The 11,567-nt window shown below is 66.4% G+C and carries 14 protein-coding genes; 6 read left to right on the forward strand and 8 right to left on the reverse strand.

Features of this window, described 5'->3' with window-relative positions:
• Window positions 1-102 precede the first annotated feature (102 nt).
• From F3J43_RS05905 to F3J43_RS05920, 4 genes are all read right to left on the reverse strand, one after another.
• The gene (locus F3J43_RS05905) at window positions 103-1,017 is read right to left on the reverse strand and encodes an SDR family oxidoreductase (protein ID WP_166883878.1); all 915 of its coding nucleotides are present in this window, start codon (window positions 1,015-1,017) and stop codon (window positions 103-105) included.
• A 117-nt stretch (window positions 1,018-1,134) separates the two neighbouring features.
• Window positions 1,135-2,040 (reverse strand): alpha/beta fold hydrolase, encoded by a 906-nt coding sequence (locus tag F3J43_RS05910; RefSeq protein WP_166883879.1) that lies wholly within the window; start codon window positions 2,038-2,040, stop codon window positions 1,135-1,137.
• A gap of 173 nt (window positions 2,041-2,213) precedes the next feature.
• The gene (locus F3J43_RS05915; RefSeq protein WP_166883880.1) at window positions 2,214-2,900 is read right to left on the reverse strand and encodes an LrgB family protein; all 687 of its coding nucleotides are present in this window, start codon (window positions 2,898-2,900) and stop codon (window positions 2,214-2,216) included.
• Complete coding sequence (locus F3J43_RS05920; RefSeq protein ID WP_166883881.1) at window positions 2,890-3,276, reverse strand: CidA/LrgA family protein; 387 nt, start codon at window positions 3,274-3,276, stop codon at window positions 2,890-2,892. The genes F3J43_RS05915 and F3J43_RS05920 overlap by 11 nt, the downstream gene beginning before the upstream one ends.
• 103 nt (window positions 3,277-3,379) lie before the next feature.
• On the opposite strand from F3J43_RS05920, the gene F3J43_RS05925 reads away from it, so the two are divergent.
• The gene (locus tag F3J43_RS05925; RefSeq protein WP_166883882.1) at window positions 3,380-4,258 is read left to right on the forward strand and encodes a LysR family transcriptional regulator; all 879 of its coding nucleotides are present in this window, start codon (window positions 3,380-3,382) and stop codon (window positions 4,256-4,258) included.
• 221 nt (window positions 4,259-4,479) lie between these two features.
• Here F3J43_RS05925 and F3J43_RS05930 read toward each other — a convergent pair whose 3' ends face one another.
• Window positions 4,480-4,935 carry a flavodoxin gene (locus F3J43_RS05930; protein WP_166883883.1) on the reverse strand — a complete coding sequence of 152 codons (456 nt, stop codon included), beginning with the start codon at window positions 4,933-4,935 and terminating at the stop codon, window positions 4,480-4,482.
• Between the two features lie 184 nt (window positions 4,936-5,119).
• On the opposite strand from F3J43_RS05930, the gene F3J43_RS05935 reads away from it, so the two are divergent.
• The 5 genes from F3J43_RS05935 to F3J43_RS05955 all read left to right on the forward strand — a co-directional run bounded on the left by F3J43_RS05935 (window position 5,120) and on the right by F3J43_RS05955 (window position 7,879).
• Window positions 5,120-5,743 (forward strand): hypothetical protein, encoded by a 624-nt coding sequence (locus F3J43_RS05935; RefSeq protein WP_166883884.1) that lies wholly within the window; start codon window positions 5,120-5,122, stop codon window positions 5,741-5,743.
• Between the two features lie 149 nt (window positions 5,744-5,892).
• Entirely contained in the window at window positions 5,893-6,465 is a 573-nt protein-coding gene (locus F3J43_RS05940) for a putative antibiotic biosynthesis monooxygenase (RefSeq protein ID WP_166883885.1), read from the forward strand.
• 78 nt (window positions 6,466-6,543) lie between these two features.
• Window positions 6,544-7,236, forward strand: a complete 693-nt coding sequence (gene folM / locus F3J43_RS05945; RefSeq protein ID WP_205297658.1) for a dihydromonapterin reductase — start codon at window positions 6,544-6,546, stop codon at window positions 7,234-7,236.
• Window positions 7,237-7,248: 12 nt separating this feature from the next.
• Window positions 7,249-7,545, forward strand: a complete 297-nt coding sequence (locus tag F3J43_RS05950; protein ID WP_166883887.1) for a DUF1244 domain-containing protein — start codon at window positions 7,249-7,251, stop codon at window positions 7,543-7,545.
• Window positions 7,538-7,879 (forward strand): HopJ type III effector protein, encoded by a 342-nt coding sequence (locus F3J43_RS05955; RefSeq protein WP_166883888.1) that lies wholly within the window; start codon window positions 7,538-7,540, stop codon window positions 7,877-7,879. The genes F3J43_RS05950 and F3J43_RS05955 overlap by 8 nt, the downstream gene beginning before the upstream one ends.
• A 148-nt stretch (window positions 7,880-8,027) precedes the next feature.
• Here the strand turns inward: F3J43_RS05955 and F3J43_RS05960 are convergent, their stop codons facing one another.
• The 3 genes from F3J43_RS05960 to F3J43_RS05970 all read right to left on the reverse strand — a co-directional run bounded on the left by F3J43_RS05960 (window position 8,028) and on the right by F3J43_RS05970 (window position 11,485).
• Window positions 8,028-8,951, reverse strand: a complete 924-nt coding sequence (locus F3J43_RS05960; protein WP_166883889.1) for an alpha/beta hydrolase family protein — start codon at window positions 8,949-8,951, stop codon at window positions 8,028-8,030.
• A 224-nt stretch (window positions 8,952-9,175) separates the two neighbouring features.
• Window positions 9,176-10,381: an enoyl-ACP reductase FabV gene (gene fabV / locus F3J43_RS05965; RefSeq protein ID WP_353618205.1), complete on the reverse strand. Its 1,206-nt coding sequence runs from the start codon at window positions 10,379-10,381 to the stop codon at window positions 9,176-9,178.
• A gap of 258 nt (window positions 10,382-10,639) precedes the next feature.
• Window positions 10,640-11,485 (reverse strand): LysR substrate-binding domain-containing protein, encoded by an 846-nt coding sequence (locus F3J43_RS05970; protein WP_166883891.1) that lies wholly within the window; start codon window positions 11,483-11,485, stop codon window positions 10,640-10,642.
• Window positions 11,486-11,567: the final 82 nt, after the last annotated feature.

An 11,567-nucleotide genomic window follows, 5' to 3' on the forward strand; every position in this document is an offset into this window, starting at 1 on the left:
CGGGCTTGCCCCGCGATAAGGCCGGCCCAGGCAACAGAGCGCCGGCGATTGGGTACAAGCCAGCGCCCACCTCGATCCAGCCATGCCATGGCCCGGCACACATCACCCCAATGGATACTTCTGCAGGTTCGCCATCATCTGCTGCATGGCCTGCACGCTGTCCTGCGGATGTGCCGCGCCCTCGAAGTCGCAGATCCGCGCCCAGTTGTCCGCCACCTGTTCCGGTGTAATGCCCGCTTGCGGATCGAACCCCACTCCCTGGCTACGTTCCCAGCGCACCTTGCCGATCCAGCCGCCGCCCACCTCGAACAGCTCGCCGCTGTCCTGGCACTGCTCGCTGCCCAGGAACACCACCAGCGGGCTGATCAGCTCAGGCCGCAGGCGTTCGAACACCTGGGGTGGGATCAGCCCTTCGGTCATGCGTGTGCCGCCGGTGGGGGCGATGGCGTTGACCAGGATGCCGTGCCGACGCCCCTCCAGCGCCAGGGTACGGGTCAACCCGTACAGGCCAAGCTTGGCCATACCGTAGTTGGCCTGGCCGAAATTGCCGTAGATGCCCGAGGTCGACGAGGTGAAGATCACCCGCCCCCAGTTCTGCGCGCGCAGGTGCGGCCAGGCGGCGTGGGTGACCTTGTAGGCGCCTTCGACATGTACCCGGTAGACCTGCTCCCAGTCGCTGTCTTCCATCTTGTGGAAGGTCTTGTCGCGCAGGATGCCGGCGTTGTTCACCAGCACATCGACCTGGCCGAAGCTGTCCAGGGCCTGCTCGACGATACGCGCGCCCTCGGTGACCGAGTCATGGCTGGCCACCGCCGTGCCACCGGCGGCACGGATCTCCTCCACCACCCGATCGGCAGCCGAGGCATTGGCCCCCTCGCCATGGGTGCTGCCGCCCAGGTCGTTGACCACCACCCGCGCGCCGTGCGCGGCGAACAGCAGCGCGTGGGCGCGCCCCAGGCCGCCACCGGCTCCGGTGACGATCGCCACTCGATCTTGCAGACATACCGGCTCGCTCATGCTCAGGGCTCCAGGTGACGACGGGAAGACGACGAGTGTCCACCAGCGACGGACACCGGACAATCAAGCGCACCACGGCGAATGGCGGGCGATAACGCACGGCGATGATCCGCTGGCTCAGGACCAGGCGATCTTCTGCGGCAGGTGGTTCAGGGGCTGCTCGCGAAAGGCCAGGTAATGGCGCAGCACCTGCACCGGCGCCTCGGTATGCGGGTAATGGCCGATGCCTTGCAGCACCACGGTGTCCGGGGCTGGCACCACCTGGCGGTAGCGCTCGACCATATGCGCGCCGGACAACGGGTCCACCGCGCCGTTGATCAGGCGCAGCGGCACGCCCTCGCGCTGCATCGCCCCGACCCAGCGCTCGCGCTGGGCACAGCGCTCGGGCAGGAAGGCGATCAGCTTGTGCAGGATGCGCGGGCCGCGGTTGGCGGCGATCAGGCTCCAGAGATCGTCCAGCGCGCTCTCGCTTGGATGAGTACACGGCCCGTATACCTGGCTGACATTACGCACCAGGTCATCGCGCCCGAACGAGCGGCCGACCAGCCAGCCCAGCCGGCTGAGCAGCAGCTTCTGCACCAGCAGCACCCGGCAGGTTTCGGGGAACAGGCCACTGTTGAGGAACACGCAACTGGCGACGTCCAGGCGCTGCTCGTGGTGCCGTGCCAACAGTTCCTGGGCGACGCTGCCGCCATAGTCGTGGGCCAGCAGATGCACCGGTTGGTGGATCCGCAAGTGTTCGAGCAATGCCTGCTGCAGGTCGGCCTGCTCCAGCAGGCTGTAGTCGTGGCCAGCGGGCTTGGCCGAGTCGCCAAAGCCGAGCATGTCACAGGCCACCACGCGAAAGCGCTGGGCCAACGGAGCCCACAGGTAGTGCCAGTCCCAGCTGGCAGTGGGAAAGCCATGCAGCAACAGCAGCGGCGCGCCCTGCCCTGCGGTCCAGTAGCGGATGGACTGGCCACGGAAGCTGAAGCCCAGGCTCCGGGTGCGCCAGACACTCAGTGGAATCTCGGTCAGCGGCATCACGGTCGTCCTGGTGGACAAATGGCGGAATTCGGCAAGGCTGCGCTCATGGCAAGTCACCTCGGCACATGCATGTGCTCTTGATCTCGAGGCACAGTCTAGAAGCCAAAACGGCCCTGTTTAGTCGCCTTGGCAGCCAGCCTGATGACCGTGCGAGTCAGTGGCACGAACGGTCAGAACAGCATCACCAGCAGCGGCGCCGCCAACAGGTTGAGCAACCCGGTCAGGACCATCACCAGGCCCGCCACCGAGCCTTCCTCGCGCCCGACCTCCTGGGCCCGGCTGACCCCCGCGCCGTGGGCACCGACGCCGAACAGCGCGCCCCGCGCCAGCGGCGTGCGCAGCGGCAGCCAGCGCAGCAGGATGCCGCCGAACATCGCCCCGAGCACCCCGGTGAACATCACGAACACCGCGGTCAGCTCCGGCACGCCGCCCAGGCCCTCGGCCACCGGCATGGCAAACGGCGTGGTGATCGAACGAGGCAGCAGCGACAGGCTGACCGACTCGTCCAGCGCCAGCAGATGGGCCAGTGCCCAGGAACTGCCGATCGACGCCACGCTGCCGGCGAGCATGCCCACCAGCAATGCTGGCCAATGCCGCGCCAGCATCGCCCGCTGCTGCCAGATCGGCACGGCGAAGGCGACCGTCACCGGGCCCAGCACGCCCATCAGCCAATGGGTGTCGCGGGCGTATTCGGCATAGGCGGTATGCAGCGGCACAGCCACCGCCAACAGCAGCGCCGGCACCAGGATCAGCGGCGACAGCAGGTAGCGACCACTGCGCCGGTACAGCCAACGGCTGCCCAGGTAGGCGACCAGGGTCAGCGCCAGCCAGAACAGCGGCATGGGCTCAAGACTCATGGCGCAACCTCCAGCGGCATACCAGCTCGACGGTGACGGCAGTGACCACCATCACCAGCAGCGTGCTGGCAGCGATCACCAGCAGAATGCGCCAGCCTTCGCTGCGCAGCAGGCTGCCATAGTCCAGCAGGCTCATCAGCGCGGGGATGAAGAACAGCAGCATCTCGGCCATCAGCCAGCCAGCGCCCAGTTGCAGCATGGCCGGCTTGAGCACGCCGCTGGCGAACAGCACCAGCAGCAGCGCCAGCCCCATCACGCCGCCGGGGATCGGCCAGGCGAGCCAGGCGGCCAACTGGCCACCGATCAGGAACAGGGTAAACAGCACCGTCAGCTCGGCGAGCAGGCGCAGGGTTTTCTTCAGTAATGCAGGGTTCATGGCGGGGGTTCCTCGACAACGTGCCCATTGTAGAAGTCAGCCACCTAGGCCAGAAGCGAATTGTTAGACTGGTAGCCATTCCAATCCGGAATCGCGATCGATCATGGAATTCAAACAGCTGCGCAGCTTCATCGAGGTCGTCCACCGTGGCGGCTTCACCCAGGCGGCAGGCACCCTGCACATCAGCCAGTCGGCCGTGAGCAAGCAAGTCGCCCAGCTCGAGCAGGACATCGGCCAGCCATTGCTCGAGCGCCAGGGCTCGCAACTGCTCCTGACCGCCGCCGGACGCATCGTCCTCGAGCGCGGCGAAGTGCTGCTGCGCCAGCGCCAGGAGCTGCTGAGCGAGCTCGACGACCTCAGCCAGATGGCCCGCGGCGAGCTGCGCCTGGGCCTGCCGCTGCTGGGCAGTGACGCCTTGTTCGCCGGGTTGTTCGCCGAATACCGACGCCGGCATCCGAACATCTCGATCCAACTGCTCGAAGGTGGCAGTCGAATGGTCGAGCAGGCCGTGAAAAGCGGCGAGCTGGAGCTGGGCGGCAGCCTGACCCCGAGCGATCCGGCATTCGACTTCGTGCCGTTCTGCAATGAACCGCTGGAAGCACTGCTGCCAGCCGGGCATGCCCTCGCGGGCCTGGACGAGGTCGAACTGGTGCAGTTGGCCGACACGCCCTTCCTGCTGTACCAGCGCAGCTTCGTGCTCAACGATCGCTTGCTCAGCGCCTGCCAACAGGTGGGGTTCACGCCGAAGGAAGGCGGGCGCAGTGGCCAGGCGGACTTTCTCGCCGCGCTGGTGGCGGCCGGGCAAGGCGTGGTGCTGCTGCCCGCCATCGTCGCCCGCGCGCTGGAACGGCCCGGAGTGGTGCGCCTGCCCTTGAGGGCGCCGGACTACCTGAGGTGGGACATCGCCTTCATCTGGCGACGCGGGGCGTACCTGTCACGGGCGGCGCAGGCGTGGCTGGCGCTGTTGCGCGAACAAGGCTGAGAGCTGGGGGGGCTATACCGGACCTGTCGCAGGCTGTCGCCAGCTCCCACAGTTATCGAGGCTGAGAGGTGGGGGGCATACCGGCCCTGTCGCAGGCTGTCGCCAGCTCCCACAGTTATCGAGTCTGAGAGGTGGGGCATACCGGCCCTGTCGCAGGCTCGCACGATCCATGATCTTGTGGGAGCTGGCGTCAGCCTGCGATAACACCGGTACGACCGTCATCACCCCTTCAAGACTGCCGCGAACTCGGCCAGCCACGGTTCGGCATCGGTCTCCGGGGTAACGGTTTCGCTGGCGTCCAGGCGCAGCATCGGCAGCACCTCGTTCACCCCCAGCTCGGCGAACAGCTCGCGCATCTGCTCGCCGCCGCCGCAGTAGGTGTCGCCATAGCTCGAGTCACCCAGGCCGATCACCGCGCCCGGCAAACCACGCCAGGCGGCCGGCAGTACGTCGCGGATATTGCTGTACAACGGCATCAGGCTATCAGGCAGCTCGCCCATGCCAGTGGTCGAGGTCACCGCCAGCAAGGCGTCTGGGGCGAAGCCCTCGAGGTCCTGCAGGGTGGCGCGGGCGGCATGCCAGGCTTCAAGGCCCGCAGCCTTGAGCAGCGACTCGGCATGGCGGGCGACTTCTTCGGCGGTGCCATACACCGAACCGGAAATAATGGCGACTTTCATCGGGCGAGGATTCCGAAACTGAGTGAAAACGTAGGATACTAGCACCCGACAGTGGCAAAAGGCCGCCTCCGCCAAAAGTCACAGGCCTGTGCGTCATCCGACCAGTGACCTGAACGAAGCGGATTCGTCGCTGTCCATCGCCGTGAAGAAATCGCACCTACCGATCGCCCCTTCGAGTTCGACCATGCAAGCAGACGCCCTCCTTTCTCAGGATGAGCTGGACTTCATCCAGGACATGCAGCATTCGCCCCAACTGAACCTGGCCGATCCCATGTCGAGCCTGCAGGTCAATGGCGACCGTCGACTCAAGGACCTGCTCACCCGCCTGGTAGCCAGCGAGCAGGTGACCTTGCAAGCCAGCTACAACAACCAGCAACTGAGTTTCCCCCTGCAATTGGTCGAGGACGAATTCCACGCCCTGCACCTGCAGCTCGGCTCGCCGGACATCTACGAGGACGGCCCCATGCTGCGCCCCTGGCGGCTGTCGCTGGAGCGCCCGGCGGCGCTGCTGGACGACCATGGCCGGCCCAGCGCGCTGTGGGTGCGTGACATTTCGTTCAAAGGCGTCTTGCTGGAGGTTCGCGGCCTGCCCGAGGCCCCCGTGCAGTTCGCCCTGCGCTTCACCGCCGAAGGCATCCCGCCGATCGGCCTGCACGGCGCGCTGCGCCGGCGCATCGGCCCTACCCTGGCGGCCTACGACCTGTCGAACACCCCGGCCGAAGAGATCGAGCGCCTGCGCGAGTACATCCTCCAGGCTCATCGCCAGGCTCACCCCGAGCTGCACGCCCAGCCTCCAACCCCGCTCTGACGACCGTCCGGCCGACTGAAACTGACCGGTCATGATCGACCGGCGATAATCCGTGCCCGATTCTTGCAAGCATGCCTGCGCCGCCCACCACCCCGGGCCGCACGCCAAGGGGCCGGCTACCCGCCAGCCTCGTCGTCAGGAGATACACGATGTCTACCCACCCCGTCACCTTGATGGTGTCGCGCCGCGCCGCCCATGGCCGTTACCAGGACCTGCTGGCCTGGCTGCACGAAGGCGAGCAACTGGCCACCGACTTCACCGGCTACCTGGGCTCTGGCATCCTCGCCCCACCCGCCGACGGCGACGAATTCCAGATCGTCTTCCGCTTCACCAACGAACAGACCCTGCACGCCTGGGAGCACTCCGCCTCGCGCCGCGCCTGGCTGCAACGCGGCGACGGCCTGTTCGAGCGCCCCAAAGAGAGGCGCGTCAGCGGTATCGACGACTGGTTCGGCACCAACATGGTGCAAAAACCGCCGCGCTGGAAGCAGGCCACGGCCATCTGGCTGGCATTTTTCCCGGTGTCGCTGCTGTTCAACCTGCTGTTCGGCCACTGGCTGGCCCCCCTCGACCTGGTGCCGCGCGTACTGCTCAGCACCCTGGCCCTGACACCCTTGATGGTGTACCTGTTCATCCCGCTGTCGACCCGCCTGCTGGCCGGCTGGCTGAACCCCGCGCCGGCTGACGCCACGGAACGCGCCGCAGCGCTGCGCGGCCGCTGAGGGCGCGGACTCGCAAGGTCGCGCAGTTCGGGTATGCTGGGGCATCACGCACGCACAGACCAACAGACCGCCCCGAACATGAACAGCCCAATCCTCATCACCGGAGCCAGCCAGCGCGTCGGGCTGGCCCTGGCCCTTGAGCTGGCGCAGGCCGGCCATACGGTGGTCAGCGCCAGCCGCAGCCCGCAGCCGCAGGCAGCCCACCCGAACATCCATCCGTTCCAGGCCGACCTCACCCGGGTCGACGACCGTCAGGCCCTGATCGACCACCTGCACACGCACTACGACGGCCTACGGGCGATCGTCCATAACGCCTCGCTGTGGCTCGACGACGGCCTGGACAACCTCGAGACCATGTTCCGCCTGCATGTCGAGGCGCCCTACCACCTCAACCTCGCCCTCGGCGAGCTGCTGCACAAGGTGGACAAGGCCGACATCATCCATGTCTGCGACGAAACCTCCTCGCGCGGCAGCAAGAGCCACATCGCCTATGCCGCGACCAAGGCCGCGCTGCAGAACATGGTGCTGTCGTTCGCCGAAAAGTACGCGCCGACGGTGCGCGTCAACGGTATCCTGCCGGGCCTGCTGATCCTCAAGGAAGGCGGCGACGAGCACTACCGCCAGCAGACCCTGAAAAAGGCCCTGCTCGAATTCGAACCCGGCGCCCGGCCGCTGATCGACGCCGTGCTGTTCCTGCTGCAGAGCCAGTACAGCACCGGCAGCCAGCTGGTCATCAACGGCGGCCGCCATCTGAAGAACCGCATGACCTGAGAGATTGCCCCCATGACTGAGCAACAACAGCTCGAACTCGAAGCCGCCGCGTTCCGGCGCCTGGTCGATCACCTGCAAAAGCGCACCGACGTGCAGAACATCGACCTGATGAACCTCTCCGGCTTCTGCCGCAACTGCCTGTCGAAATGGCTCAAGGCCGCGGCTGACGATCGCCAGATCGAGCTGAGCCTGGACGACGCCCGCGAGCAGGTGTACGGCATGCCCTACGCCGAGTGGAAAGCCCAGTACCAGAAAGAAGCCAGCGCCGAGCAACAGGCGGCGTTCGAACAAGGAAAACCCCGTGACTGACCTGAACACCCTGCGCAGCAGCCTGGCCAGCGGCGAACACGTATTCGCCGACACCCTGGCCTTCATCGCCGAGCACTACGCCTACCAACCCCAGGCGTTCGACAATGGCGACGTGCACAACGCCGCCGGACAGAACGAAGGCTCGTGCAAGACCCTCGGCCTGGCCCTGCTGGAAGGCCTGAGCGACCAACAGGCCCTGCTGGCCTTCGGCGAGCACTACCGCAGCGTGCTGGCCACCCCGGACGGCAGCGACCACGGCAATATCCGCGCGTTGATCAAGCATGGCCTGGCCGGCGTGAAGTTCGCCGAACAGCCACTCAAGCGCCTGGCCTGAGGCCGCAACAGCCAGCCCTGCTAGAGCCTGCGGCCCGCAGAGGAGGCAACATTGCCCTTGTGGAATCTGCCGAGGCCCGCGGTGGGAGCTGGCGAAGCCTGCGATGGGGCGCGAAGCGCCCCCTGACGCCGGTGGAGAAACAGTCCAGTCAGTTCGCCGAGCCTCGCTCGATGATCCGCCCCGGCACGCCGGCCGCGAGCTGTCCTTGCTGCAACCAACCCAGCGCAATCGGCCACAGGCTTTCGCGAAAGCGATCGTGGAAGAACGCGAAGTGGCCAATCTCCCCGACCGCGATGTCCGCCGGCGCCAGGCGCAGGTGGCGGCGTTCGCCGCCTTCGAGGTAGCCGAGCAGACGCTCGGTCGCCGCCACCGTGCCGAACGGATCGTCGGTCAGGCTGATGGCCAGGGTCGCTGCGCGTACCTGGGCAAACGGCGGCGCGTCGAGCAATCGACCACTGGGCCGCTGCTCATAGCACCGTGTCGATGTGCTCCAGTCACGCACCACCCCCGCTGGCGTGTCCTCCAGCCAGCCCAGGCGCTTGCCGGGAAAGTAGCCGAATACCTGGGTCAGCAGCGGCATCAGCACATGCCACTTGCCCACCAGCCGCCAGCGCTGGTCCGCCGCGTAGTCGCGCCAGTAGGCGTACTGCGCCCCCACCAGCAGCGCATGGCGCACCTGCCCCGCCGACGGCGCCAGCCCCAGCGCCCAGCCGCCAAAGCTATGCCCCACCACATGCACCGGCTGCCCCGGATGCTCGGTCGCCGCCAGTTGCAGCATGGCCTCGAAATCCAGTCGCCCCCAATCGCTCCACGATGCCTGGAAACCTCGCAGCGACGCCGGGCGCGACTCGCCGATGCCACGGTAGTCGTAGGTCAGCACATCGAAGCCCTGGGCGAACAGATAGTCGGCGAAGCGTGAGTAGTAACGGCAGCGCACCGAGGTGGCGGCATTGATGATCACCAGCGGACGCTGGGGCTCGGGCTGGGCGTGGCGCCAGCGGAAACCGCCGAGGCTGTAGCCGTCTGCGGCAGTGTGGCGAAAGGCGCTGGCGGGTTGGGTCAGGCTGCTCATGGCACGCTCCCTGCGACGTCGCGCCGGAGGGCGGACGGGCGTTCGTTGTGCGCCAACGCTAGCAAAAAAATCGGCTTGGGCCATCCCCCGGGAGAAAGTTGGTGTACGCCCATCGCTGGCTATCGCCAGCGCCTGCAAGCCAATGCCTGCAGGTCAGCGAAGCCTGCGCCGCAGGCGGCAGGCTTCACCTCCCGGCAGCCGTTGCGGCCACCGGGATACCACCATTACAGCTCGATGCAGTCGAACTTCACATCGGTGGCCACGTCGGCGTCGTAGTCGACGTCGGCGCGCTCGAAGCCGAACAGGTTGAGGAACTGCTTCTTGTAACCGGCATAGTCGGTCATCTCGAACAGGTTCTCGGTGGTGACCTGCGGCCACAGGGCCTTGCATGCGTCCTGCACGTCGTCGCGCAGTTCCCAGTCGTCCAGGCGCAGGCGAGCTTTCTCGTCCACCGCCATGGCGCCGCCGTCGGCACGGTACATGCGATCGCGGAACATGCGGTCCAGCTGGTCCTGGGTGCCTTCGTGGACGCCCTTCTCCTGCATGATCTTGAACACCATCGACAGGTACAGCGGCATCACCGGGATGGCCGAGCTGGCCTGGGTGACCACCGACTTGAGCACCGCGACGTTGGCGCCACCCTTGATCTCGCCGGCCAGTTTCTTGTCCAGGCGCAGGGCGGTTTCGTCCAGGTCCTGCTTGGCCTGGCCCAGGGCGCCGTGCCAATAGATCGGCCAGGTGATCTCGGTGCCGATGTAGCTGAAGGCCACGGTACGCGCGCCTTCGGCCAGCACATCGGCGCCGGCCAGGGCGTCGATCCACAGCTGCCAGTCCTGGCCACCCATCACGGTGACGGTGTCGGCGATTTCCTGCTCGGTGGCCGGCTCGATGCTGGCCTCGATGATGGTGTCCTTGTTGGTGTCGATGGCGGTCGACTTGTACGGCTGGCCGATCGGCTTGAGCGCGGAACGGATCAGCTCGCCGGTCTGCGGCAGCTTGCGTACCGGCGAGGCCAGCGAGTAGACCACCAGGTCGACCTTGCCGCCCATTTCGTTCTTGATCAGCTCGATGACCTTGGCGCGGGCTTCGTCGGAGAAGGCGTCACCGTTGATCGACTTGCTGTACAGGCCTTCGGCCTTGGCGAACTTGTCGAAGGCTGCGGCGTTGTACCAGCCGGCGGTACCGGCCTTGGTCTCGGTGCCCGGCTTTTCGAAGAACACGCCCAGGGTGTCGGCCTTGAAGCCGAAGGCCGCGGTGATGCGCGCAGCCAGGCCGTAGCCGCTGGAAGCACCGATCACCAGGACTTTCTTCGGACCATCCTCGCGCACGCCCAGCTTGCGGGTGGCTTCGATCTGGTCACGGACGTTGAGCTCGCAGCCCTTCGGGTGAGTCGTGGTGCAGATGAAACCGCGAACCTTGGGATGAATGATGGCCAATGTCTGTACCTCGTCAGGTTTAGGCTGGGGAAGCGCCCGGGAGAAAAGGGGCGGTTCCGTTTGAACTAGAGGGTGAGACTACCCTCGCAAGTCATCCGACACATATTACGAGCTGATCGGAGTGATGCAAAACCGGGCCGCCCCTGTCACAGGCCCGGCCTGCCCCCACGCCAGACTCGCAAATGTGGCAACACATGCATGAAAGCAACGTGGCAACGGGCTTGTCCCGCGATCAGCCCCGCGGCACAACCGTCACCCCAGCGCCTCGCGCAGCCACCCCAGGAACCGCCGCGCCAGCGGGTCGTCCTGGCTGTCGCGGTGCACCAGGCAGTTCCACGCCGGCCCACGCACCCGTTGATCGGACAGCGCGCGCAACTGCCCCTGCGCCATCAGGCGCTGTGCCAGCAACTGGCTGACCAGGGCGATCCCCAGCCCCTCGCCCGCCGCATCCAGCAACAAGCCAGGATCGGAGAAATTCAGGCCCTTGCCCTGCTGCCCCACATCCTCTCCGCCTTCCAGTTGCCAATGGCTCCAGTCCATCTCGCGTTCGCCATGCAAGGTGGTACGCCCCTGTTCGGGCAAGTCCGGGTGGCAGGCGGGGTACAGCAGGTCCTGGCGCAACACGGTGAAGCTGCACTCGGCCTGGGCGCTGATATCGTCGCGGATCGCCAGGTCGATGGTCTCGCTGGCCATGTCCGGCACCTCGAAGCTGGTGAACAGCCACAGGTCGACCTCCGGGCAGCACTGGTGGAAATCCGCCAGGCGCGGCAGCAGCCAGTGCCGGGCGAACGCTGGCGTGGTGTTGACCACCAGTTGGTTGGGCTTGCGGTACTGGTCCAGCCGGCGAATGCCCACCGCCAGTTGCTGCAGCAAGGTCTGGGTGGTGCTGAGCAGATCGTGCCCGGCATCGGTGAGCGCGACGCTGCGCCCGTTGCGGTGGAACAGCGGCTGTTCCAGGTAGCTTTCCAGGCTGCGGATCTGCTGGCTGATCGCCGACTGGGTGAGGTTCAAGGCCTCGGCGGCCTTGTGGAAGCTGCCCAGGCGGGCGGCGGCTTCGAAGCCGCGCAGGGCGTTGAGCGGGGGCCAATGCTTGAGCATGCTGATAAGCCTGACTGATCAGAAATGCGCTAAATCTATCGTTTGTCGCAACACTTTCACAGCCATAACATTGGCCTCAACA

Origin of the sequence: Pantoea sp. Cy-639, assembly GCF_011752525.1 — a bacterium.
Lineage (GTDB): Bacteria > Pseudomonadota > Gammaproteobacteria > Pseudomonadales > Pseudomonadaceae > Aquipseudomonas.

Excerpts from the sequence above, each read along its gene's own strand:
- F3J43_RS05950 (WP_166883887.1), top strand. The coding sequence starts at position 7,249 with ATGACTGAGCAACAACAGCTCGAACTCGAAGCCGCCGCGTTCCGGCGC.
- F3J43_RS05925 (WP_166883882.1), top strand. The coding sequence starts at position 3,380 with ATGGAATTCAAACAGCTGCGCAGCTTCATCGAGGTCGTCCACCGTGGC.
- folM (WP_205297658.1), top strand. The coding sequence starts at position 6,544 with ATGAACAGCCCAATCCTCATCACCGGAGCCAGCCAGCGCGTCGGGCTG.
- F3J43_RS05935 (WP_166883884.1), top strand. The coding sequence starts at position 5,120 with ATGCAAGCAGACGCCCTCCTTTCTCAGGATGAGCTGGACTTCATCCAG.
- F3J43_RS05940 (WP_166883885.1), top strand. The coding sequence starts at position 5,893 with ATGTCTACCCACCCCGTCACCTTGATGGTGTCGCGCCGCGCCGCCCAT.
- F3J43_RS05960 (WP_166883889.1), bottom strand. The coding sequence starts at position 8,951 with ATGAGCAGCCTGACCCAACCCGCCAGCGCCTTTCGCCACACTGCCGCA.
- F3J43_RS05930 (WP_166883883.1), bottom strand. The coding sequence starts at position 4,935 with ATGAAAGTCGCCATTATTTCCGGTTCGGTGTATGGCACCGCCGAAGAA.
- F3J43_RS05970 (WP_166883891.1), bottom strand. The coding sequence starts at position 11,485 with ATGCTCAAGCATTGGCCCCCGCTCAACGCCCTGCGCGGCTTCGAAGCC.
- F3J43_RS05905 (WP_166883878.1), bottom strand. The coding sequence starts at position 1,017 with ATGAGCGAGCCGGTATGTCTGCAAGATCGAGTGGCGATCGTCACCGGA.
- F3J43_RS05915 (WP_166883880.1), bottom strand. The coding sequence starts at position 2,900 with ATGAGTCTTGAGCCCATGCCGCTGTTCTGGCTGGCGCTGACCCTGGTC.
- F3J43_RS05910 (WP_166883879.1), bottom strand. The coding sequence starts at position 2,040 with ATGCCGCTGACCGAGATTCCACTGAGTGTCTGGCGCACCCGGAGCCTG.
- F3J43_RS05920 (WP_166883881.1), bottom strand. The coding sequence starts at position 3,276 with ATGAACCCTGCATTACTGAAGAAAACCCTGCGCCTGCTCGCCGAGCTG.